The organism is Dellaglioa kimchii, from assembly GCF_046115505.1.
In the GTDB taxonomy this organism is placed as follows: Bacteria; Bacillota; Bacilli; order Lactobacillales; family Lactobacillaceae; genus Dellaglioa; species Dellaglioa kimchii.
The window spans coordinates 340,878-365,572 of the sequence record NZ_CP170736.1 but is presented as its reverse complement, the minus strand read 5'-3'; the positions used below and the strand labels follow the sequence as shown (position 1 = coordinate 365,572).

Here is a 24,695-nt window from a genome sequence, read left to right as displayed (position 1 = left end):
AAATGAATATTCTATCTACGATAGTAAGTATCGTCGCCCTATTAATTTCACTGTATACCCTGTACATCGTCCTAAAAAGTAATAGCTAAGTTAAACGTTAATTTTTAACACAATACATTATTTATACAACTACTGGATTAAGTCATCAATTGTCCTACCTTATTCAAAAAAGGACAATATTGGTTTGTTGAAACAAATTTAACCAGCATTATAGAACATAGCTATTTTAATATACCAGAAAAAATAAGAAGCCCTACAAACCATAGTTTGTAGGGCTTCTTAAGTATTTTACATATTTTTAATTAATTGTCTTGCAATATACGTTGCATAATACTTTGAACCATCGGGATCTGGATGAACATTATCATCATAAAACCACTCTGTATGATCCTTACTATATGAATACCAATCAATTATATGCAAATTTGAATATTTTTTCTTTTGTGTCTCCAACATGCTATTAACGGTACCTTCCCAACGCCTTGTTGGGACATGTACATTAATCCAGTAAACTTGTTTCCCCGAACCAACTGCACTCATAATATCGTCAAACTGATCGGTTGTAAATGGACTATTTGTCCCTAAACCAATAACAACGTTATCTTGAAGTTTACCTTGCTTAGCCAACAACCTAATATCATCAGCAGCTGTATATACCTGACGACCGACTTTTGCATCAACATACATATGTGGGAAATCATCTTGTAATATGTTTTCTCCATCTGCCAATACAGAATCACCAATTGCCGTTGCATATACGCTTGAGGCTTTTTTTGTCTCAGCCTTTGTTAATGATGTTGGGCTTTGTTTTTCAGCAACTACTTTTGAAGAACTAGTTTTAGAAGCACTTTTGCTACTTGATTGTTGTTTCTTAGAACTAGACGAGCTCGGTTTTTTTAATGCGTCAGCATTCTTTTTATCAGCTACTTTAGCATTCTCACTAATAGTATTCTGTAAAGCATTCACTCCAGTAATTGAAAGACTTGGTCCGTTAATTATTCCAAACAACGCTATACCAATTATTAATGCACCCACAATAATAGAAAATTTTTGACGAGTGTTTTTAATACCCTTTGTAAAGGTTTCTTTAATAAATGTAAATGTTTGTTTATAATTAAATCTTTGTAAAGGTCTTTCTAAGAATCGATATGACAAATCACTCACTAATAAAATGATAGATATTTCAATTAGCGCGTTTAACCATGGATGATCACCTATACTCTGAATCTTTGACTCATAGAATACCATTATTGGAAATTGATATAGGTAAATGCCATAACTTCTCTTACCAACCCAAGTAAAAATTGGATTTGTCATAATTTTGTTCATATCCGCTCCAGGATGTGCAATTGTAGCTACAAAAATCATAACTAAAACTGAAAAGAAAAACATCCCTCCACGATAAACAAGCGAACTCTGATCTGACATAGTTAAAAACAAACTAATAATTGTTATGAGAGATATTATACCTAACGCATCTAAAACAAATCGGCCTTTTTTTGAAATTTCCTTTTTTAAAGAACTGCTTGGCCAAATAAATGAAAGTGCTGACCCCAATAAAATCGAAAACATTCTTGTATCTGTTCCATAATAGACACGACTTGGATCAGATCCTGCTTTATACAAGAAGGCCATCGCTAATGCGGAAATAAAAGCTAAAATAAAGATAAGATTAAAAATCCGTTCTTTTCGTTTTAAAAACACAATTAGCAACGCCACTATAATAGGCCAGAAAAAATAGTACTGACCTTCAATTGATAGCGACCAAAGATGCGTAAATGGTGATGGCGTCCCGAAATGATCAAAATATGATTCTTTGTGCAAAACTTGAAACCAATTATAAACATATAACAAATTTGATGCGAAAATTTCTTGAATATTTTTCAATAACTCTCTTTGAAATAGTGTTATATAGGCAATAGTTGCAATCAACATCGTCAATAACGCTGGATAAAGTCGTCGAACCCGTCGAATATAAAAGCCTAGAACATCAATTTTTTTATTTTGTTCCCATTCCTGATTAAGTAAATCAGTAATCAAGTAACCCGATACAACAAAAAATATCGGTACACCTAAGTATCCACCTTGTAGACTAGATGGCACGAGGTGATAAAGGATAACCCCAATAACAGCCAATGTCCTCACGCCATCAAAGCCAGTAATATATCTGGCTTTTTTTAATCTTTTTTTCTTATCCATCTTGTTCCGTTCTCCTCTTATCTTATATAAATTACCCTTTTATTTGTTGATGGTGTAACCATCAATTACTAATATTTCGAATTATTCAACGAACTCAAATGAGAATTTATCAATTCTCACTATATCCCCACTTTTAGCACCACGTTCACGTAAAGCATCATCGACACCCATACCACGAAGTTGACGTGCAAAACGCATCAAACTTTCGTCTCGGTCCATATTTGTCATTTGGTATAGACGTTCTAATTTTTCTCCAGAAAGAACCCAAGTTAAATCTTCATCCCTATTAATAACAAAATCAGGTGCAGATTTTTCTTGTTCTTTTTCGAAATCATAGATTTTTTGTTGTGCTTCTTGTTCTTTCAAGTTTAGTGCTGGGAACATTGGTGTTTCTTCCAATAAATCACCAGCTACATTCATTAAGGTTTGTAGTCCCTCACGAGTAATAGAAGAAGTAGAAAATACACGAGGTGTTTCTTCCACTGTAGAATCTTCTGCCAATTGTTTTTTAAATGCTTCTAACTGTTCTGCAGCCCCTGGCATATCCATCTTACTTGCCACAATTAATTGCGGACGTTCAAGTAATTCAGGGTCGTAATTTTTTAATTCTTTATTAATCTTAAGATAGTCGTCAAACGGATCACGACCTTCTTCAGGATTCATATCAACTAAATGAAGAATAACACGTGTCCGCTCAATATGACGTAAAAATTGAATTCCTAATCCAACACCAACTGAAGCCCCTTCAATCAATCCAGGTAAATCAGCAATAACAAAATCACGGTTATCATCTAAACGAACCATCCCTAAATTAGGGGATAACGTTGTAAAATGATAATCTGCAATTTTAGGTTTGGCACTTGTCACAACTGAAAGAAGCGTTGACTTACCGACAGATGGGAATCCAACTAACCCAACATCAGCTAAAACTTTCAACTCAAGTTGAATTTTACGTTCTACTCCAGGTTCACCATTTTCAGAAATTTCTGGCGCTGGATTTTTAGGACTAGCAAATCTAATATTGCCACGGCCACCTCGGCCACCCTTAGCAACAACAGCATAATCTCCTTTATGTACGAGATCAGCAATTACTGCTCCTGTTTCAGCATCTTTAATTGTTGTTCCTTCTGGTACTTGAACTCTTTTATCAGGTGCACCATGTCCGTGCATCCCTTTAATCATTCCTTTTTCACCAGATTCAGCTCTAAAATGTTTACTGTATCTAAAATCCATTAAAGTTCTTAATCCTTCATCTACTTCAAATACAATACTACCACCACGGCCACCATCGCCACCGGCTGGTCCACCATTAGGTACATATTTTTCTCGACGGAACGCTACCATTCCGTCGCCGCCTTTACCTGCTTTTATTTCAATTGTAACTTGATCTATAAACATACGATCACCTATTCTTTCCGTTGACTACTAACTTACTATTTTAAAGAAGAAAAAGTCATTTGTCTATGTATTTACTTAACTCTTTTAAAAATTCAAGCCAATTTCTCATATTTCAAATTTTTTTGGTATTTTTGAATGTTTTTGGTTGATTTTGAATGCTTTTGGTGGTATTTTATTTATAAGGAGTTGAGAAAGTGCTTACAATTGAAAGATGCCAATATATTATTTCTGAAATTGACAAACATGGTTATATTAAGTTACAAGATATTTGTCATAAATTAAATGTCTCAGAATCAACTGTTCGACGCGATTTACAGCAGCTTGAAACTGATGGTGAATTAGTAAGAGTTCATGGTGGTGCACAAAGCATCCAATCATTAAAAGTTGAATCAAATTTAGAAGAAAAATTTTCATTAAATACGCCAAATAAAATAGCAGTTGCTAAAGCTGCTGCAAATTTAATCAAACCTAATAATGTGATTTTTCTTGATGCTGGTAGTACAACTTTCGCAATGATTCCCTATCTTAAGTTAGTTAACAATCTAACTGTTGTTACAAACGGTGTGAATCATGCACTTTCTCTTTCTGAAAATGATATTAGAACAATCGTCATCGGTGGTCAAGTTAAAGCTAATACAAAGGCTATTGTGGGAGCTGATAGTATTAAATCAATCAAGAACCTTCAATTTGATTTAGTCTTTCTCGGTATTAATTCAATTAACAATAAATTTGGATTTAGCACACCAGATCCTGAAGAAGCCGCAGTTAAACTGGCCGCAATTCATCAAAGTCGACAAACTTATGTTTTAGCCGACAAATCAAAATTTAACCAAGTTTCATTCATTAAAGTTGCAGATCTTAATCAGGCTACAATTATCACTGATAAATTGCCGGTAACTGATTCTGAAAGTTATAAAACACAAACAAAAATTTTGGAGGTACAACAATGATTTACACAGTAACTATAAATCCTTCTATTGATTACATCGTTCAACTAGATAAGTTAACGCTTGGCGAAGTTAATCGGATGGATTATGATACAAAATTACCAGGTGGTAAAGGTATAAACGTTTCCCGAATTTTAAATGAATTGAATCAACCTAATAAAGCACTTGGTTTTATTGGTGGATTCACAGGTGAATTTATTAAGTCAGCTATGATAGCTAATCACCTAGATACTCAATTTACAAAAATAAAAGCTGATTCTAGAATTAATATTAAAATAAAAGCTGACCAAGAAACCGAAATAAATGGTAAGGGTCCTCTAATATCAGATGATGAACTTAAACTATTCAATGAGCAATTTGAAACATTGACGTCTGATGATACTGTCATTTTAGCTGGTAGTTTAGTTCCTAACCTATCTCAAGATTTTTATTATGAATTAATTAAAGTAATTCGTTCTAAAGGCGCACAATTTGTTATTGATACAACTGGTGAAGCACTATTGAAAACAATTAGTGAAAAACCTCTCGTCGTGAAACCAAATCACCATGAATTAGCTGAATTATTCAATGTTACTTTAAACGGTATCAACGATATTGTGAAATATGGTCAAAAATTATTAGAATTAGGTGCACAACATGTTTTAATTTCAATGGCTGGCGATGGCGGCCTATTGATTACTAAAGATGCTGTTTACCAAAGTAATGCGCCTAAAGGGACTGTTATTAATTCAGTTGGTGCTGGCGATTCAATGATTGCTGGTTTTACAGGTACCTTTGCAAAAACTAATGATCCTATTGAAAGTTTTAAATATGGACTAGCTTGTGGCTCCGCAACTGCATTTTCTGAAGATATTGCAACTATTGAAAAAATTAACGAAATTTTACCACAAATTGATATTAAGAAAATCTAACTATTATAAAAGGAGTTTTACACTATGGACTTAAATGAATTATTACTTAAAGATGTCATGATTATGGATCTTCAAGCAACAACAAAAGCCGAAGCAATTGATGAAATGGTACATAAATACTTTGAGGCTGGCGTGATTGATGATGAGGAACTTTACAAACAAGACATTCTAAAACGTGAAGCACAATCAACTACTGGTATCGGTGAAGGTATTGCCATGCCACATGCAAAAAATAAAGCTGTTAAACGTGCTACTGTCCTATTTGCTAAAAGTAAAGCAGGACTTGACTATGATTCACTTGATGGTCAACCTACATTTTTATTTTTCATGATTGCTGCTCCTGAAGGTGCAAACGATGCCCATTTACAAGCATTAGCTGCTTTATCAAGTCTATTAATTAATCCCGATTTAGTTGATAAATTAAAAACAGTCACAACTCCAGATGAGGTTCAAGCTGCCTTCACTGCCGCTGAAAATGAAAAAGAAGCAAAAGAAGCTGCTGCACAACTTGCTGCTAAAAACACTGATGTTAAACCATCAGGTAATCCATACGTGGTCGCTGTAACAGCCTGCCCTACTGGTATCGCTCATACTTATATGGCTGAAGCTGCCCTCATCAAACAAGCTGAAGAGATGGGCGTTGACATTAAAGTTGAAACAAATGGCTCGGAAGGTATTAAGCATCGTTTAACTGACGAAGAAATTAAACGTGCGTCTGGTGTCATTGTCGCCGCTGATAAAAAAGTTGCTATGGATCGGTTCGATGGCAAACCTTTAATTAACCGTCCTGTTACCGATGGTATTAAAAAAGCCGAAGAATTGATTACTGCCGCAGTAAACGGAAAAGCACCTATTTATCATGCTAAAGGAACCGACGCTGCTGAAAATGATGAAGAAACCTCTGGTAGTGTTTGGAATGAAATTTATAAGAACTTAATGAACGGTGTATCACACATGTTACCATTTGTTGTTGGTGGCGGTATCTTAATGGCACTCTCATTCATCGTTGAACAATACGTTCCCGGTGGCTCAAGTTCACAAACTTTTATCTTCTTAAATGGAATTGGTAATTATGCATTTGCTTTCTTAGTACCTATCTTAGCCGGTTTTATTGCTATGAGTATTGGTGATCGTCCTGCCCTTATGCCTGGTATTGTTGGTGGTTACATGGCCAACTTTGCTGCCGCAAATGTTATTAAAACTGAATCTGTTTCTGGTTTCTTAGGTGGTTTAGCAGCCGGTTTTATTGCCGGTTATGTTATTGTCGGTCTTAAAAAACTCTTTAAAAACTTACCAAAATCACTAGATGGGATGAAACCTATCCTAATCTACCCTATTTTATCCTTATTAATTGTCGGCGCGATTATGTTCTTTATGGTTAATCCTATCTTCGCACAAATTAATCATGTCTTGTCTGATTTCTTAACTCATATGGGAACAGCAAATGCCGTCTTAATCGGTACAATTCTTGCCGCTATGATGGCTATCGATATGGGTGGTCCATTTAACAAAGCAGCTTATACATTCTCAATTGGTGTCTTCACTTCTACTGGTGATGGTAAAATGATGGCTGCTGTTATGGTTGGTGGTATGATTCCTCCACTTGCAATAGCTATTGCATCAACATTCTGGAAAAATAAATTTTCTGAAGATGAAAGAAAAGCCGGTTTGTCAAACTACATTCTTGGTATTTCATTTATTACTGAAGGTGCTATTCCTTACGCAGCAGCAGATCCATTACACGTCATTACATCAAGTGTAATTGGTGCTGCAATCGGTGGTGGTTTAAGTCAATTCTGGAACGTTTCTGTTCCTGCACCCCATGGTGGTCTTTGGGTAATTGCCTTAGCTACAAATAAAACGTTCTACTTACTTTCTGTTTTAATTGGTGCTGCAGTTGCAGGGATTATCCTTGGTATCTGGCGTCCAGTTGCAAAAGAAAATAAGAAATAATCTGTTCAACTCTAAAGAGCTATCAGGATAATACCTGATAGTTCTTCTTTATTTTAAAATAAAAAGGAGTCCTTAATGACATAAATCTCTGTCATTAAGGACTCCTTTTGTAAATTTATAATGATAATTTTATTGTTTGTGCGACTGTCTTTGAAATACCTAATCCTTGTAACTCTTCCATTGAAGCGTCTTTAATATGTTTCATTGACCCAAATTCTTTTAACAATTTTGTTTTAGTTTTTGGCCCAACACCCTGGATAGAATCTAAACGAGAACTAAGTGAGTTCTTTGAATGAACTTGACGATGAAAGGTAATGGCAAATCGATGGACTTCATCTTGAATCCTTTGTAAAAGGTAAAACCCTTCACTCTTTGGATCCAATGATAGTCTTTGATCAGCATCACCAAACATTAAATCAGATGTTTTATGCTTGTTATTTTTAACCATCCCCGCTACTGGAATCATTAAATCTAATTCATTACTTAAAACGTCTTTTGCAGCTTCTATTTGTATTTCAGCACCATCCATTAAAATTAAATCTGGCATAGGCTTACCTTCCTTCAAAAGACGTGTATAACGTCGGCGAACAACTTCACGTGTACTTGCCGCTTCATCCGCGTGATCAACTGTATTCAACTTATATTTGCGATATTCGCTCTTCTCAGGATTACCATCAATAAAACTAACCATGGCTGATACCAAATCAGTTCCTTGTATATGTGAGTGATCAAATGATTCTATTCGATGACCTTCTGGAATCCCCATGGCGTCTGTAATTTCTTTCATGGCGCCAGTTGTTTTGCGCCCATCTAATTCTAGTAATCTGAATTTTTCTTCAAGAACTAAACGAGCATTTTTCTTAGCTAATTTTAAAAGTTCACTTTTTTGCCCACGTTGTGGTGTCCGGATTGGTACTTGTAAGATATCAGATAAGATATCTGTATCAATTCCTGCTGGAACTAATATTTCTTTTGGTAACACATTATTTTTTCGATTATAAAACTGAAGGATAAAAGTTGCCATTTCTTCTTCAGCCGTTGTTACAATTGGAAAAAGTCTTTTTTCGCGCTTCATTAATCGTGCTTGTCTAATAAAGAAAACTTGAATTGACAACCAACCTTTATCTAGATAGAAATTAAACAAATCTCTAGGTGTATTATCATTTGAAATGATTTTTTGTTTTTCAACAGTAACTTCAATAAAATGAATTTGATCACGTAATTCAGCGGCACGTTCAAATAACATTTCATCCGCTGCCTTACTCATTTCTTTTTTTAGTTTTTGTTTTGCTACAATTACATTACCATTTAAAAATGATTTGATTTTTTTTATTTGAGCCTCATATTTTTCATGCGGAACTTCTTTAAAACAAGATCCTAAACATTGCCCCATATGATAATACAAACATGGTCGTTTCTGAAATCCATTGCATCTTCTTAAAGGATAAACTTTTTGTAAGAACTGCAATGTTTCCTGAGCTGCATAAACATTTGGATAAGGACCAAAATAAAATCCACCATCCTTATTAACCTGACTAACGATTTGCATCATTGGGTCTTTTTCATTTGTAATTTTAATATATGGATATCCAGTACCTTTCTTTAATTTTATATTATAATATGGCTGATGTTTTTGAATTAAGGTAATTTCCAACAGAAATGCTTCTTTATCAGTAGATGTAATAATTGTTTCAAAATCAACAATTTGAGAAACCAATTTAGCTGTTTTTCCATCATGCGCACTTTTGAAGTAAGAACGCACCCGATTTTTTAAATTTTTTGCTTTTCCAACATAAATAATCTGACTATTTAAATTTTTCATGATATAGCATCCTGGTAATGCTGGTAATAATGCTAATTTATTTTCGATATGCTCTGAAGCCAATCGAGGCACCTTCTTTACGTTAATATATTCTTTAATTATACCCCGAACAAGCGTTTGAATAAAGAAAATAGATTCCAAATAGACGGAAGTCTATCTGAAATCTATTTTTTTACAATATCTTTGATAAAAAATCTTGCGCACGTTCTGACGTCGGATGATCAAAAACATCTTCTGGACGTCCTTTTTCTTGAATATATCCTTGATCCATAAACCAAATTTGATCTGCTACTTCTCTAGCAAAACCCATTTCATGTGTCACAACTACCATTGTCATTCCGTCACTAGCCAACGTTTTCATAACCTTAAGTACTTCTCCGACCATTTCGGGATCTAATGCTGAAGTTGGCTCATCGAATAAGAGTACTTCTGGATCCATGGCTAATGCTCTAGCAATCGCAACTCGTTGCTTTTGACCACCAGATAAACTATCTGGATATTGTAGTGCCTTATCTGCTAATCCAACTTTTTCTAATAAATTGGTAGCTATATCAGCTGACTCTTTATCTGATATATTTTTAACTTTCATGGGAGCCAATTTTATATTCTCAATTACATTCATATTTGGAAACAAATTAAAACCTTGAAAAACCATCCCCATTTTTTCTCTTAATTGATTTAAGTCTTTTTCATTTAAACTTGTTAAATTTTCACCTTCGAATAAAATATCCCCTGATGTAGGAACTTCAAGTAGATTCAGACAACGTAAAAAGGTACTTTTACCAGATCCTGATGGTCCAATCACACAGATAACCTGTCCTTTATCAACTGATTCAGAAATATCTTTTAAAACATCATTTTTTCCAAAGGATTTTCTTAATTTATTAACTTCAATAATTTTAGACATGCTTCATCTTCCCTTCAAAGTAATTTAATAATTTAGATAAGCTAAATGTTAAAACAAAGTAAATTAACATTGCAACAAAGATAGGCGCAATACCTTTATAAGTAGCTGATTGAACCATTTTCATCTGATAAATTAAATCAGTCACACCAATAATAGAAACAATTGAACTTTCTTTTATTAATGTAATAAATTCATTTCCCAGAGCTGGCCAAATATTTTTTAGTGCTTGTGGAATAATAACAGACTGATACGTCTCTTTCTGTGAAAGCCCCAAACTTCTTGCTGCTTCCATTTGTCCATCATCAACAGAAGAGATTCCCGATCGTATTACTTCAGCTATATATGCGCCTGAATTAAGCGATACAGCAATAATACCTGCAATTAGCGCTGGAATATTTACTAACATTCCAATACCGAAGTACACAAACATCACTTGAATCATTAGAGGCGTTCCACGAACAAATTCAATGTAGGATACTGCAATTACTTTAATCACTTTATTTTTGCCCAAACGCATGAGTGCTAGCAACGTTCCTAATATAACACCAACAATAACTGAAACCGCCGTTATTAATAAAGTATAAACAATTCCTTTGGCAAAATATTTCCAATAGTGAATCATTGTGTTATCCGATGTATTTTTTGTTAAATAATTACTAGCCTCAGGTAAATATGTCGTATTTATTAAATTTTTCTTTTTAATTTCTTTAATAGACTTATTTACAGCTGCCACCAAAGTATCGGAATTCTTTGCAAATCCGGCTGCAGCTCCCCTTGCATCAGGCGCTGAGATAAATCCAGGATTAACAACTGCTAATGAACTATCATTTTGTGCGTATGCTTTAGCAGTTGGTTCTTCCATGGCAACACCCGCTACCTTACCACTTTTAAGCGCTAAAATTAAATCGGTTACTTTAGCCAACCCTTTAATATTCACATTTTTTATTTGTTCTTTACTCATCGTATATTGAAGCGATCCAGTTTGAGCTCCGACTGATAGCCCAGAAAAATCATTTAAAGTCTTATATTTATCTTCATCAGTCTTATTAACCAACATCATTTGTTTTCCATTGTAATAAACATCTGAAAAATCAATACTTTTTTTACGATCATCCGATGGATTCATACCTGAAATAACCATATCAATTTTATTAGTTTCTAAGCCAACAAGTAATGAGTCAAAATCCATTTTCTTAATTACTAACTTAACTCCAATGTCTTTAGCAATTTTTTGTGCAATTGAAATATCAAATCCAACGATTTTATCATCGCCATTAACTGTTGTTTGAAATTCATAGGGTGGATAATCTGGACTTGTTCCAAGTACTAACGTTCCCTTATCCTTAACATCCTGTAGAGAGTTATCAGTTGCAGCACTTACTTGATTACTACCAACTAACATCATGAAAAATGCGATTAATATACCTATAAACCATTTTTTATTTATTTGCATCAATTTACTCCTCTTTTTTAATTTCTCTTATTAGTGAATAAATCGATTATATGCTACAAAGATTTTTTATGCAATTAAATACACATAATAAATGATTTTATACATATAAAAGTTATTTAAAGCGCTTTTTATGCATTAATCAGTTGTCTTGTATTCATTTTAATAAACTGTTATTCTATATTTACATAAGGAGGCTACAATTATGAGCTTAAAAATCCAACGCCAAGATAACTTGGAAAGTTTATTTGATAAATTTGCACTTGACCCTAAAGATCCTGCTAAAGTTGAACTTAAGTCTTCAGAAACGGAAGAGAAGCCTAGTTCTGATGTTAAAGAATCGAAACCTAAAAAATAAAAAAATTCAGATAAGTTTATAAACTTATCTGAATTTTTTTATTTTTTAAATCCATCTGGGTAACGTTTATTTAATTTTAAAATATTATCTCTTGCAACATCATCAAATTCAATATCGGCCCATTCAGCAATTTGGGATAAATACCAAAGTACATCTCCCATTTCTTTAGTTAATTTCACTTTATCTAATTCTCGACCTTTAAAAGTATAATCTTTAATTAAATCAACTAATTGTCCACCTTCAGCCGCAACACCTAATGCACAATTTGTTAAAACTTGTTCAGTTCCATATAACGTGCGATTTGCTGCTTCTTGATATTCATTAAATTCCATTTTTTTCTCCTAGTTCTGTATGACTTTCAATCCATTGCCAAATCTCTTCTTTTCCAGATTTGTCTTGAGCCGAAAATAAAACAAAATCATCTTCAGGTGTCAAAGACAATGAACGTCTTATGATACTCTCATGTTGATTCCACTTACCACGAGAAATTTTGTCACTCTTTGTCGCAACAACCAATACAGGAATATCGTAATAATGAAGAAAATCAACCATTTGAACATCTAATTTTGTTGGCTCATATCGAGCATCAACTAATGAAATAACCCCTCTTAAAGAAGTACGTTCTGCTAAATAGGTTTCAATCATTTGTCCCCACTTTGCACGTTCTGTTTTTGACACTTTTGCATATCCATATCCTGGAACATCTACGAAAAATAATTTTTGTTCCACGTTATAAAAGTTCAATGTTTGCGTTTTTCCAGGCTGACTAGAAGTTCTCGCATAACTTTTACGATTTATTAACGTATTTATTAATGATGATTTTCCAACATTAGAACGTCCTGACAGTGCAATCTCAGGAATACCATCTGTTGGATACTGTGCTGGTGCAACGGCACTCATAACAAGTTCAACATTATGAACATCCATATTAAACACCTTCCTTTCAATACTCAAACCATTTTACCATATAAAAATGTGTTAATGTAACTTAATCTGAATCAAAAAGCTTTACAACATGAATTAAATAATTCGATGTTGTAAAGCTTTTATTTTGTTGCTGCCGTTTGGATAATCCAAATTATTTGTACTTCCGAATATGTTACCACATGCGTTGTCAAAATTTGAATTAAAGTATTGGGCCAATAAAATAAATATTCCCCACTACTATCTTTAGCATTTGCTGTTATATTAGTTGAATCTCCAGAAATTAGATCACCATAAGTTCTTGGCATATTCTTTAATCCAGACTGTAACTTTGGCCGAAATAAGTCAACATGTACAATATCGTTTGACTTATATTGTAGCCTACCTCTCAATTGCCATGATGGTGTCAATCCATCAGTTGCGATTATTTGCAAATAAGGTGATTCTCTATTATTACTATCAGAATAAATTGCATATTCTGAATTATTTTTCTTAACATATTTGTTAACCATATTAGGTAACGTACTGTACCCATATGTTATGTCTGCAGACACACTTTTAAGTGTCACGAGCATACTGAAAAATAAAATAAATAATAATATTAAATACTTACTTATCAGCTTTTTTCTTATCAACATATCTTTTAATAAGGAAAAAGATTAGTATCACTAGGATTGCGAGACCAAGACCTAAAGCAACATACCATAGCGGATTTGTTGCTTTTTGTGGATCTCCAATAGCATCTTTGTTGTACTTACTTGCATCATCATTTGTAATTGTGAAGTTTTTATTGAATTTCCAAGTGTTTTTACCACTTGTTGCTACAGCCTTTAATGTGTAGTCTCCAGCTTCTAATTGACCCTTGTCATAAAGCATTGGGAATTTGAAATTTGAATTAGGAGCCATTGATAGGTTCTTTAATGTTGTATTTTCTAAAACATCTGTTGAACCCTTTTTCATAATTTCAGATTTAATTGTCAATTTAGGAATAATTACGGCTTTATCGTTTTGGAATACAGGGAATACACCTTTACGATAGTTTCTCATACCAGCTTTAACTGATAATAAATTCATATTTGGTTCAACCGTCTTCTTCTCTAAAATTTTAATTCCAATTGCATATGAATATGCATTTGAAATTGAAATCCCTTTTTTATTACTTGTTTCTTTAGTTGAATTATCAACTTTTTCAAAATACCAGCTACCTAACAAAACACCGTTGAAACTATCTTTTGGCATAGTAATTGTAGCCTTAACGATTTTACTTCCTTTAGCAGGAACTGTTACGACACTACCTGAATCTAACTTAGTAAGTGAAGCTAAAGGATATTTCATTGATTTATCAATATTCTTTTTTGCTAATTCTTTTGCATATTCAAGCTGACCATTATCATTTGTAGATGCTGTATAAACAGCATTACGAATTTTTAATGCTTTGTCTGATGAATTAAAGATTTTAACTGAAATCGTTTCTTTTTCCTTAGCATCCAATTTCAAATCAAAGTATGATTGTTTCAAACTAGCTTTAACTTGTTTATCAGATTGAATACTTTGAACACTGTACCCAATATTATTTGCAGGAGCCTTAGCTTCAACAGACTTATTGAATAACCCAAGTCCACCCAACAATACCCCAGAAAATCCGAACAAAATCGCTTTTTTTATTGTTTTATTCATGACGTCCACCCTTTATTATTTATTAAAATTATTAACCTTAAATTCATTATACTACATTTATATTCATTACTATGTCTTTTTTTTAGAGTGTACTCACTATATTTGACAGTCTTTAAATGACTATACTCTAACAAGACTTTAAGATGCTGCTTTCTTGCTCCCTTTAATTATTACAGGACCATCAGTTTGATCAACTGTTGCTTTAGTGATAATTACGCGCTCGATGTCTTCTTGGCTTGGAATATCAAACATAACATCACGCATTGTTTCTTCAATAATAGATCGCAAACCTCGTGCCCCAGTATCTCGCTTAATAGCAAGTTCGGCAACTCGTGACAATGCCTCAGGTTCGAATTCAAGCGTCACACCATCTAATTCAACAAGTTTTGTATATTGTTTAACCAATGCATTTTTAGGTTCCGTTAAAATTCGAACTAAATCTTCTTCTTTTAATTCTTCTAAAGCTGTCATAATTGGTAAACGACCAACAAATTCAGGAATTAATCCAAATTTTAATAAATCTTCTGGAATGATTTGTTGCATAACACTATTTTGTTCATCAATAGTTTCAGAATTAGATTCAGCACCGAAACCAATCGTTTTATCGCCTAATCGATTTTTGACCATTGTTTCAATTCCAGCAAATGCTCCACCAACAATAAATAAAATATTCTTAGTATCAATTTGAATTAATTCTTGTTGTGGGTGCTTACGTCCACCTTGAGGCGGAACACTTGCAATAGTACCTTCAAGAATCTTTAAAAGTGCCTGTTGAACACCCTCACCTGATACATCACGTGTAATTGAAACATTCTCACTCTTCTTAGCAATTTTATCGATTTCATCAATGTAGATAATTCCTTTTTCAGCTTTTGCAACATCATAATCTGCACTTTGCAATAATTTTAAAAGGATATTTTCAACATCTTCACCAACATATCCAGCCTCAGTTAAAGTAGTGGCATCTGCAATAGCAAATGGTACGTTTAAAATTTTAGCTAAACTTTGTGCTAAATATGTCTTACCTGATCCCGTAGGACCAACTAAACAAATATTACTTTTTTGTAATTCTGTTTCGTCATTATCTTCGTCAACTTCAAGCATATGATTAACTCGTTTATAATGATTATAAACCGCAACTGACAACGTTTTTTTAGATTGATCTTGCCCAATTACATAATCATTCAATTTATTCATAATTGCTTGTGGTTTTAATACAAGTAATGGTTCAGAATCCATTTGTTCCCTGAATTCCTCGTCGATAATTTCCTTACATAAATCAACACATTCATTACAAATATAAACACCAGGTCCAGCAACGATTTTCATTACTTGATCTTGTGACTTACCGCAAAAAGAACAATTTACGGGTCCGCCTTCTTCAGTATTTTCGAACATTTTACCACCTCGTATTTTTCTTCTCATCTTTTACTTTATGCATACCTATAGTACCAAATAAAGCAATATTTCGCGAATATTTACGTTCAAATGTATTTAACAAAAAAGATTGAAGCTAATAAACTCGCTTCAATCTCATTCAAAATGATTAATCAAAATATCCGATTAATTATTTATTTTTTCATTTTTGCTTCTTCAACTGCTGAGTCAGCTAACTCGTCAACAACTTTCTTGATAGCAATATCATGTTTTACCATATCGTCTGAAAGAGCAGAACGAACTGCTTCTTCTTCCATACCATATTGTTCTGCTAAGTTTGATATTTCAGATGAAACTTCTTCTTCAGAAGGTTCAATTTTTTCAGCGGCAACGATAGCTTCTAACACAAGATTTGTTTTAACACGACGTTCTGCGCCTTCTTCAAATTGTTTGTGTAAATCGTCTTCACTTGTTCCTGTTAATTGGAAGTACATCTTTGTGTCAATTCCTTGTTGTTGCATATTTGCAAGGTATTGATCCATTTGGCGATGAACATCTTCTTCAATCATTGAATTAGGAATTTCATCAACTTTAGCATTATCAACTGCTAATTCAATTGCTGCATCTTGAATTGCTTCCTTAGCTGCAGCTTCTTTTGTTTCTTTAATTTGATCTTTTGTTTTTGCTTGTAATTCTTCAAGCGTATTAACTTCTTCATCAACATCTTTAGCAAATTCATCATCCATTTCTGGAAGTTCTTTGCCTTTGACTTCATGAACTTTAACAGCAAATACTGCTTCTTTACCACGTAAGTCTTCAGCTTGGTAATCTTCAGGGAATGTAACTTTTACGTCAACATCCTCTCCAGCTTTATGTCCTACCAATTGGTCTTCAAATCCAGGAATAAATGAATTTGAACCTAATTCAAGAGTATAATTTTCTGATTTTCCACCATCAAATGCAACGCCATCAACTTTACCTTCAAAATCAATGATAACAGTGTCGCCAGAAATAGCTGCTTCGTCTTCTTTAAGTACAAGTTCAGCTTGTTGTTGACGTTTTGCTTCTAAACTATCTTCTACGTCTTTTTTAGTTACTCGACGTGATTGTTTAGGAACAGTTAATCCTTTATAGTCACCTAATTCAACTTCTGGTTGAAGTGTAACTTTAGCTTTAAGGACCCATGTAGAATCTTTTTCTAAACTATCAATGTTAATATCAGGTTGATCAACGGGTGATACTTTAACTTCTTCAAGTGCCTTTTCGTATGCTTCTGGCAATAGAATGTTTAAAGCATCTTCGTATAATGATTCTTCACCATACATTCTGTTAAATACTTGACGTGAAACTTTTCCTTTACGGAATCCAGGAACAGTTAAATCTTTCTTAACTTTTAAGAAAGCTTTTTCCAATCCTTCTTTAATTTTATCAGTTTCAATTTCGAATGTTATTTCTCCATTGTTTTTACCTGTTTTTTCAAATTTTGCTGACATTGTTTTCCCTCCGGTAGAACAAAAATTTTATATTCGTACTATTTATATACTTGTCTATTTTACCGTATCATTACTAGATTGTAAATGGTTATAAAAAAAAATTCGAAAAGCAAAAGCTTTCCGAATTTCTTTTTTTAATTAATTAAAAATTAATCATCAATTTCTGAAACGACTCCGGCACCAACAGTACGGCCACCTTCACGAACAGTAAATTTAAGACCTTTTTCAATAGCAACTGGGGCGATTAATGATACTGTAAATGTAACGTTATCACCAGGCATAACCATTTCTACACCTTCTGGTAATTCAATAACACCAGTAACATCAGTTGTATGGAAGAAGAATTGAGGACGGTAGTTTGAGAAGAATGGAGTATGACGTCCACCTTCTTCCTTAGAAAGGATATAAACTTCGCCTTTGAATAATTTGTGAGTTTTGATTGAACCAGGTTGTGCAAGAACTTGTCCACGTTCGATTTGTTCGCGATCAACACCACGGAGTAAAGCACCAACGTTATCGCCGGCTTCACCTTCGTCAAGTGTTTTACGGAACATTTCGATACCTGTAACTGTTGTTTTAAGAACATCTTCATGTAAACCAACAATTTCAATATCGTCTCCGACTTTAACTGTACCACGATCGATACGACCTGAAGCAACAGTTCCACGACCAGTAATTGTAAATACATCTTCAACTGGCATTAAGAATGGTTGGTCTGTAGGACGAACTGGTGTTGGGATGTATGAATCAACAGTATCCATTAATAATTCAACTTGTTTTACAGCTTCTGGATCGCCTTCAAGGGCTTTAAGAGCTGAACCGCGGATAACAGGAATATCATCGCCTGGGAAATCATATTCGCTTAATAATTCACGAACTTCCATTTCTACAAGGTCTAATAATTCTTCATCATCAACCAAATCAGTTTTGTTTAAGAACACGATAAGGTAATCAACACCAACTTGGCGAGCAAGTAAGATATGTTCACGTGTTTGAGGCATAGGGCCATCAGTTGCGGCTACAACTAAGATAGCACCATCCATTTGTGCAGCACCAGTGATCATGTTTTTAACGTAATCAGCATGTCCTGGAGCATCGATATGTGCGTAATGACGTGCAGCTGTTTCGTATTCAACATGGGCAGTATTGATAGTAATACCACGTTCACGTTCTTCAGGTGCAGCATCGATTGAAGCGAAATCTGCTGCTTCACCGAAACCGTTGTCTGATAATACTTTACTAATTGCAGCTGTTAAAGTTGTCTTCCCATGATCGACATGTCCAATAGTACCAATATTAACATGGGGTTTTGTTCGTTCGTAATGTTCTTTTGCCATGAATAAGAGCCTCCTAGTGTTTTTGTAAGAATAAAACAGTTTTAGAAAATCTAACCCTGATGATTCTTTGTTTTTATTATACTACTTCTTTATTTAATAACAAAATACATTATCATCAAATAAAGAAGAATCCTTAAAATATTATATAGACTGTTTAGAGTTTTGTAAATACCTATTTAAAGAATACTGAAACTTTTTATCTCGTCTTAAAATAACCTGGTTAAATCTACGCTCATACAACTAAATCTAAGTGAAATTTTGGATTCTTTATTAGAATATCATAGATTACTGTAAACGGCTAGCTTTACCTAATCATTAATTCATAATTTCAGTTAATTCTTTCGAAAGTAATGCATTTAATTCAACCATATACGTTAAATTTTCAGTCCTTTTAAAAGTGGATTCCATACCTAACTCACTCTTTACTAATTCAATCCATTCTTTCTCAATACCCAAAAACTCACTTGCAAAAGGATAAATCATCCCCAATTTTAAATTTAACATATGATTTAAAGAATTATTCATTTGAACATCAATAGTTCCCTCATCATTTTTTGTTAATTGATTAATTGTCAGTAATACAGGTTCATTTTCATTTGCAACTAATTTTTTTACGTCAATTTTTTTCTGAGTTCCATCAACCCATAAATAGTTTATTATTTCAATATTATTAGGTATCTTTTGCACCTCTTGCAATACACTTGATTTTATAATTGGATGTACGTCTTTATCCATAAATATTTTTTGACAAGCATCTAAGAATTCATTTTTAGGTAGTACCAGTCCACTTTGAACAATTTGTTGCTGTCCAAAAAAGTCCACTGAACCTAAGTGTGAAAATTGACGTTCATTTTGTCTAAGTTGTTTATCGAATTTTTCACGGTATTCATTTTCAGCATCCAAAACTAGTGATGTGGCAAAAGGTTGCTCTTTAACCAATTGCCAAGCTCGAATAAATTTATTGTTTTTTAATAGTATATTTAAATAAACTGCAAATTGATCCCCACGTTTTAAGTAATCGCTATAAAATTCGTCAGCGATAATTAACGCTTCTTGAAATTGAGCATCCAAAACTAGAGAATTAACCAATAATTTATTATTTTTAAAACTACGATGACCATCATAATTTTTTGTGAACAATTGTGATGCTAGTTGATAATTTTTGTCACTTACAGCCCTTTTTGCTAACTGATAATTTTGTTTCTCTTGGTCGGGAAACGGAATAATTTCTGCCATAATATCCTCTATTTATTCTAAAAAAAAGGATAACAACATTTGTGTTATCCCTTTTTGATTATTTTTCGTTATTTTTTGTTTCCGCCGGTTTAACTTCTTTAGACTTTGTTGATTTTCTATGATACTGATTAATTTCCATAATAACAGGTAAAATAACTGGACGTCGTTTTGTTTGTTCATATAGGAAATGACTCATTTTTTCACGAACATCTTGTTTTAAATGTCCCCAATCAAATTCTTTATTGTTCAAATTATCTTGTACTGTTTCTGACACAATTTCAGCACTCTTTTCAATTAAATCAAGGCTCGTTTTTGTATAAACAAATCCTCTTGATGTAATTTTAGGCTTATTAATGATTTTCTTCTTTTTACGATCAATTGTGACGACTGCAATAAAAATACCATCTTCAGAAAGTATTTTACGATCTCTCAATACAATATTTCCAATATCGCCAACACCAATACCATCAATCATGGTATTTCCTGCTTCAACTTGTGATCCTAAATTCATTTTTCCTTCAGAATAACTTAAAACATCACCCTTACCAGTAATAAAGATATGATCATATGGCATTCCTAATGTATGTGCTAAATCAGCATGTGCCGCAAGTAATCGATATTCACCTTGAATTGGAACCAGGTATTTTGGTTTCATTAAATTGATCATTAGTTGTAAATCATTTTGACCAGCATGACCTGAAGAATTTAATTCATCAGAAATTGCTTTCACATCAGCTCCTGCTCGGTAAATGAGATCTCTTGTCTTTGCCACATTAGTTTCCATAGCTTTTGACGTTGTTGTCGTAATGAAAACAAGATCTCCTTCATGAATATTAACAGTTGAATGTTGATTTAAAGCCATTCGCTGTAATGATTTTAAAGGTTCACCCATTTTACCTGTTTCCAATATAATTAGTTGATCATCGTCATATTTGCTAATATCACTCATTGGAACAATTAAATTTTCATCAGGAAGAACTAATTTCTTCAAATCCATAGCTGTTTTAACGATTTTTTCAACATCATGTCCTGTTAATATAACTTTTCGATGACTTTCCTTTGCAGCATTTAATATCTGTTGTACTCGTAATATATTTGATGCCACACAGGCAACAATAATACGACCTTTTTGATATTCAAATGTTTCATTAATATATTCGTCAATTGCACTTTCATTGACTGTTGGGAATGGGTTCTCAGCATTAGCTGAATCACTTAATAACGCTAAAACACCATTCTTACCAATCTCAGCTAAACGTCCAAAATCTGTTTGGTAAACTGGTGCCGCAGCTTGATCGAACTTAAAATCACCTGTATAAACAATCTGCCCTTCATCAGTACCTAAAACGATTCCTAATGATTCAGGAATTGAATGGGTCGTTTTAAAGAATGAAATTGTCGTTTTACCAAAATCAATCTCAGTCTGATCATTAACAACGTGAAAATCAGAAAATTTACTTGCCTTAGGATCATTTTCTATATTAATTTTTGCTAATGCAATTGTTAATTCTGATCCAAAAACAGGCACATCAAATTCACTCACAAAGTATGGTAATGCACCAATTGCATCTGCATGCCCATGTGTTAAGAAAACACCTACAATTCGTTCTTTATTTTCTCTCAAATAACTAAAATCAGGAATTACAATATCAATCCCTAATAAGCCATTTTCTGGATACATTAATCCAGAATCAAAAATAAATAGATCATCATCCACTTCAACGACATACATATTTTTACCATTTTCTCGAACGCCACCAAGTGGAATTATTTTAACTTTACTCATTACTTCACCTCTTACATATTTTATATTTTTAGTATTTTCACTAGTTGATTTATTTCATTTTCAGTTAATGCCTCTATTGGTAAACGACACCCACCTACTAAGATACCCTTGTAATTTAAAGCTGCTTTAGCTGGTCCAGGAGATGGAAGAGAAAAAAGTGCAGCCATTTTTGGCGTCAACTCTCTTTGAATATCTCCTGCAAGCTTAATATTTCCATCTTGTACAGCTTGATACATTTTAGTCATTTCAATACCAAATATATGGCTTGCAACAGAAATAACACCACTTGCTCCTAAGATTTTTGCAGTCAAACTATCCGTATCTTCACCAGTATACACCAAGAAATCATCTGGTGTTTGTTCAACAATACGACTTAAATTTTCACTACCTGTACAATCTTTAATACCAATAATATGATTATTATTAGATAACTTAACAATTGTTTCAACAGTCATAGTTACGCCTGTACGACCTGGAATATTATAAATGAAAATAGGCAATTTCGAAGCATTTGCAACTGCTTCAAAATGAGCAATCATACCTTTTCGATTAGGCTTATTATAGTATGGCACAACAACTAAAGCTGCGTCCACACCAGTAATAGCGGCAACCTCATTGGTAAAATCAATTGTCTCCATAGTATTATTTGATCCTGTACCAGCCATAATTGGAACTCTACCATTAACTATTGCCACTGTTTTTTTAATCAAATTTAATTTTTCAGAATGATTCAACGTAGGTGATTCGCCCGTAGTACCATTAACCAGGATACCTTTTGAACCTGTTAAAATTAAATGTTCAATTAATTTAATTAAGCGATCTTCATCCACTTGATTCTGATCATTAAATGGTGTGACCATAGCTGTCATTATATCTACATTTTCAAACATTCGCTTAATTCACTCCTTTCTTTTTACTTTGGAACTCTTAATAAATCTAATTCATGCAATTTTTCAGCAATTTGAACTGAATTCCATGCAGCACCTTTTAACAAATTATCTGAAACGACCCATAATTGGAAAGCATTATCCTGTTCTAAATCAGCTCTAACACGACCAACAAATGTATCTTTCTTACCAGTGGCATTAATTGCTTGTGGATATATCTGTTGTTCCGGATTATCTTGTAAAACCACACCGGGTGCATCTGCAAGAATATTTTGAATTTGTTTAACAGAAGCATCATGACTTTCAACTTCAAACCAAACAGATTCCGAATGGCTAACAACAACTGGTACACGTACACATGTTGCAGTAACTTGAATATCTTGATTAGACATTATTTTCTTCGTTTCATGAATCATTTTCCATTCTTCATGTGTATAACCTGTGTCTTCAAAAACATCAATTTGTGGTAGTGGATTAAACGCAATTGGATAATGCTTTTTATCACCAGAAGCTGGTAAAATCTTTGCTTCCATTTCTTCGCCATCAAGATAAGCTTGTGTTTCATCTTTTAATTCTTGAATAGCTAAGTTTCCAGCACCACTAACAGCTTGCATTGTTGTAACAACAACCTTCTTTAAACCGTAATTTTTACGAATCGGTTCTAGTGCAACTACCATTTGGATAGTTGAACAATTTGGGTTAGCAATTAGTCCTTTGTGTTCATAAAGTGCCTGTTCATTAACTTCAGGAACTACTAGTGGGACATCAGGATCCATTCTAAACGCACTAGTGTTATCTACAACAACTGCACCACGTTTAATTGCTTCAGGTGCAAACTTTTTAGATACACTACCGCCAGCAGAAAATAGAGCCAAATCAACATTCTCAAAAGAATCAGATGTTGTTTCTTCTACGATAACATCCTGACCTTTAAATTTTAATACTTGTCCTGCAGAACGTTTAGATGCCAAATATTTAATACTATTGATGGGTAAACTTGTTTTTTCTAGCATTTGAATCATTCGTGTTCCAACAGCGCCTGTAGCACCGACAACCGCAACTCTATATCCGTCCATTGAAAAAAACCTTCTTTTTCTTTATTTGAATCTCAATTATACCATAAAATTTATGAACGTTTTACATTTAACTCACTTATAGTAGACATATCTTAAATTTTAAAAATAAAAAAAGCAAAACTCTTAATAAGAGTTTTGCTTTTAGTTTTAACGACGAAGACCTAAGCGTTGGATCAATTCACGGTAACGTTGAATATCTTTGTTACGTAAATATGCTAAAAGGTTACGACGATGTCCGATTTTCTTCATCAAACCACGTTGTGAAGCGAAATCTTTTTTATGAACGCCGATATGTGCATTCAATTCAACGATATCTGCAGTAAGTACAGCGATTTGTACTTCAGCAGAACCTGTATCGCCTTCTTGACGAGCATATTCGTTCATAATTTCTGTTTTCTTTTCATTTGTAATTGCCATTAGTGTTTCCCACCTTTCTGAATCTAAATGCCTAAAACCGAGTAAGTCGTCGGTGAGACGTCAACAAACTAAGTTAAAGGTTACTTGGAACAAATCTAACTTTACTAAAATTTAGAGTATATTGCAAGTTTTTTATAACTTCTCTTATCTAATTATTACTATCAAGTAAAAATCCTTTACAAGTTTTCATTGCATTAACTAATTTGGTTAGGTATAATAATGGTTGTTGAAATATTTGTTGAGAACCAATAAGGTGATCATGATAAGTGGAGGTGACTTAAATGCCAATTATTCAATCTGCAATTAAACGTGTAAAAACGAATGAAAAAGCAAACGTTAAAAATGCTGCTCAATTAAGCACAATGCGTACTGCTGTAAAGAAGTTTGAACAAGCTAAGACTGCTGGTGCCGATAATGTAGATGCTTTATACAAAGCTGCTATTACTGCAATCGACAAAGCACATTCTAAAGGTTTGATCAAAGAAAACAAAGCTGCTCGTGATAAGTCTCGTATGGCTGCTCGTTACGCTAAATAAGTTT

Annotated in this window: 22 protein-coding genes; 5 read left to right on the top strand and 17 right to left on the bottom strand. The window is 33.4% G+C overall.

Going from position 1 to position 24,695, the window contains the following annotated elements; genetic code table 11:
* Positions 1-288 precede the first annotated feature (288 nt).
* Positions 289-2,199 carry an acyltransferase family protein gene (locus ACE83Q_RS01760; RefSeq protein WP_409022425.1) on the bottom strand — a complete coding sequence of 637 codons (1,911 nt, stop codon included), beginning with the start codon at positions 2,197-2,199 and terminating at the stop codon, positions 289-291.
* Between the two features lie 81 nt (positions 2,200-2,280).
* On the bottom strand, positions 2,281-3,597 hold the full coding sequence (gene obgE / locus ACE83Q_RS01755) for a GTPase ObgE (protein ID WP_409022424.1): 1,317 nt from the start codon (positions 3,595-3,597) through the stop codon (positions 2,281-2,283).
* A gap of 194 nt (positions 3,598-3,791) precedes the next feature.
* Here obgE and ACE83Q_RS01750 point away from each other — a divergent pair, with 194 nt between their 5' ends.
* From ACE83Q_RS01750 to ACE83Q_RS01740, 3 genes are read left to right on the top strand one after another with little or no spacing between them, the layout of a single operon-like run.
* Positions 3,792-4,547 (top strand): DeoR/GlpR family DNA-binding transcription regulator, encoded by a 756-nt coding sequence (locus ACE83Q_RS01750; RefSeq protein ID WP_409022423.1) that lies wholly within the window; start codon positions 3,792-3,794, stop codon positions 4,545-4,547.
* Positions 4,544-5,455, top strand: a complete 912-nt coding sequence (gene pfkB / locus ACE83Q_RS01745; RefSeq protein ID WP_409022422.1) for a 1-phosphofructokinase — start codon at positions 4,544-4,546, stop codon at positions 5,453-5,455. The genes ACE83Q_RS01750 and pfkB overlap by 4 nt, the downstream gene beginning before the upstream one ends.
* A gap of 24 nt (positions 5,456-5,479) precedes the next feature.
* The gene (locus tag ACE83Q_RS01740) at positions 5,480-7,408 is read left to right on the top strand and encodes a fructose-specific PTS transporter subunit EIIC (protein ID WP_409022421.1); all 1,929 of its coding nucleotides are present in this window, start codon (positions 5,480-5,482) and stop codon (positions 7,406-7,408) included.
* A 115-nt stretch (positions 7,409-7,523) separates the two neighbouring features.
* Here ACE83Q_RS01740 and uvrC read toward each other — a convergent pair whose 3' ends face one another.
* The 3 genes from uvrC to ACE83Q_RS01725 all read right to left on the bottom strand — a co-directional run bounded on the left by uvrC (position 7,524) and on the right by ACE83Q_RS01725 (position 11,590).
* Positions 7,524-9,293, bottom strand: a complete 1,770-nt coding sequence (gene uvrC / locus ACE83Q_RS01735; protein ID WP_409022420.1) for an excinuclease ABC subunit UvrC — start codon at positions 9,291-9,293, stop codon at positions 7,524-7,526.
* Positions 9,294-9,402: 109 nt separating this feature from the next.
* Positions 9,403-10,137, bottom strand: coding sequence for an amino acid ABC transporter ATP-binding protein (locus ACE83Q_RS01730; protein ID WP_409022419.1), 735 nt, complete (start codon positions 10,135-10,137; stop codon positions 9,403-9,405).
* Entirely contained in the window at positions 10,130-11,590 is a 1,461-nt protein-coding gene (locus ACE83Q_RS01725; protein ID WP_409022418.1) for an ABC transporter substrate-binding protein/permease, read from the bottom strand. Before ACE83Q_RS01725 ends, ACE83Q_RS01730 begins: the two co-directional genes overlap by 8 nt.
* Positions 11,591-11,792: 202 nt before the next feature.
* Between ACE83Q_RS01725 and ACE83Q_RS01720 the strand changes: the two genes are divergently transcribed.
* Entirely contained in the window at positions 11,793-11,945 is a 153-nt protein-coding gene (locus ACE83Q_RS01720) for an SPJ_0845 family protein (RefSeq protein WP_409022417.1), read from the top strand.
* 38 nt (positions 11,946-11,983) lie between these two features.
* Here the strand turns inward: ACE83Q_RS01720 and ACE83Q_RS01715 are convergent, their stop codons facing one another.
* The 12 genes from ACE83Q_RS01715 to rpsO form a co-directional block, all read right to left on the bottom strand.
* Entirely contained in the window at positions 11,984-12,277 is a 294-nt protein-coding gene (locus ACE83Q_RS01715; protein ID WP_409022416.1) for a nucleoside triphosphate pyrophosphohydrolase family protein, read from the bottom strand.
* The gene (yihA, locus tag ACE83Q_RS01710) at positions 12,267-12,872 is read right to left on the bottom strand and encodes a ribosome biogenesis GTP-binding protein YihA/YsxC (RefSeq protein ID WP_409022415.1); all 606 of its coding nucleotides are present in this window, start codon (positions 12,870-12,872) and stop codon (positions 12,267-12,269) included. Before yihA ends, ACE83Q_RS01715 begins: the two co-directional genes overlap by 11 nt.
* 119 nt (positions 12,873-12,991) lie before the next feature.
* Positions 12,992-13,423: a hypothetical protein gene (locus ACE83Q_RS01705; RefSeq protein WP_409022414.1), complete on the bottom strand. Its 432-nt coding sequence runs from the start codon at positions 13,421-13,423 to the stop codon at positions 12,992-12,994.
* A gap of 55 nt (positions 13,424-13,478) precedes the next feature.
* Complete coding sequence (locus tag ACE83Q_RS01700; RefSeq protein ID WP_409022413.1) at positions 13,479-14,546, bottom strand: DUF916 and DUF3324 domain-containing protein; 1,068 nt, start codon at positions 14,544-14,546, stop codon at positions 13,479-13,481.
* Positions 14,547-14,684: 138 nt separating this feature from the next.
* A complete protein-coding gene (gene clpX, locus ACE83Q_RS01695; protein ID WP_409022412.1) occupies positions 14,685-15,944 on the bottom strand; it encodes an ATP-dependent Clp protease ATP-binding subunit ClpX in 1,260 nt (419 codons plus the stop codon).
* A gap of 173 nt (positions 15,945-16,117) precedes the next feature.
* Entirely contained in the window at positions 16,118-17,416 is a 1,299-nt protein-coding gene (gene tig / locus ACE83Q_RS01690) for a trigger factor (RefSeq protein ID WP_409022411.1), read from the bottom strand.
* A 149-nt stretch (positions 17,417-17,565) separates the two neighbouring features.
* Positions 17,566-18,753, bottom strand: a complete 1,188-nt coding sequence (gene tuf / locus ACE83Q_RS01685) for an elongation factor Tu (RefSeq protein WP_409022410.1) — start codon at positions 18,751-18,753, stop codon at positions 17,566-17,568.
* Positions 18,754-19,068: 315 nt separating this feature from the next.
* Positions 19,069-19,989 (bottom strand): hypothetical protein, encoded by a 921-nt coding sequence (locus ACE83Q_RS01680; protein WP_409022409.1) that lies wholly within the window; start codon positions 19,987-19,989, stop codon positions 19,069-19,071.
* Positions 19,990-20,047: 58 nt separating this feature from the next.
* Positions 20,048-21,775, bottom strand: coding sequence for a ribonuclease J (locus ACE83Q_RS01675; protein WP_409022408.1), 1,728 nt, complete (start codon positions 21,773-21,775; stop codon positions 20,048-20,050).
* A 20-nt stretch (positions 21,776-21,795) separates the two neighbouring features.
* A complete protein-coding gene (gene dapA / locus ACE83Q_RS01670; RefSeq protein ID WP_409022407.1) occupies positions 21,796-22,665 on the bottom strand; it encodes a 4-hydroxy-tetrahydrodipicolinate synthase in 870 nt (289 codons plus the stop codon).
* 23 nt (positions 22,666-22,688) lie between these two features.
* The gene (locus tag ACE83Q_RS01665; protein WP_409022406.1) at positions 22,689-23,738 is read right to left on the bottom strand and encodes an aspartate-semialdehyde dehydrogenase; all 1,050 of its coding nucleotides are present in this window, start codon (positions 23,736-23,738) and stop codon (positions 22,689-22,691) included.
* 147 nt (positions 23,739-23,885) lie between these two features.
* Entirely contained in the window at positions 23,886-24,155 is a 270-nt protein-coding gene (rpsO, locus tag ACE83Q_RS01660; protein WP_409022405.1) for a 30S ribosomal protein S15, read from the bottom strand.
* 281 nt (positions 24,156-24,436) lie between these two features.
* On the opposite strand from rpsO, the gene rpsT reads away from it, so the two are divergent.
* Positions 24,437-24,691 (top strand): 30S ribosomal protein S20, encoded by a 255-nt coding sequence (gene rpsT, locus ACE83Q_RS01655; RefSeq protein WP_409022404.1) that lies wholly within the window; start codon positions 24,437-24,439, stop codon positions 24,689-24,691.
* Positions 24,692-24,695 lie beyond the last annotated feature (4 nt).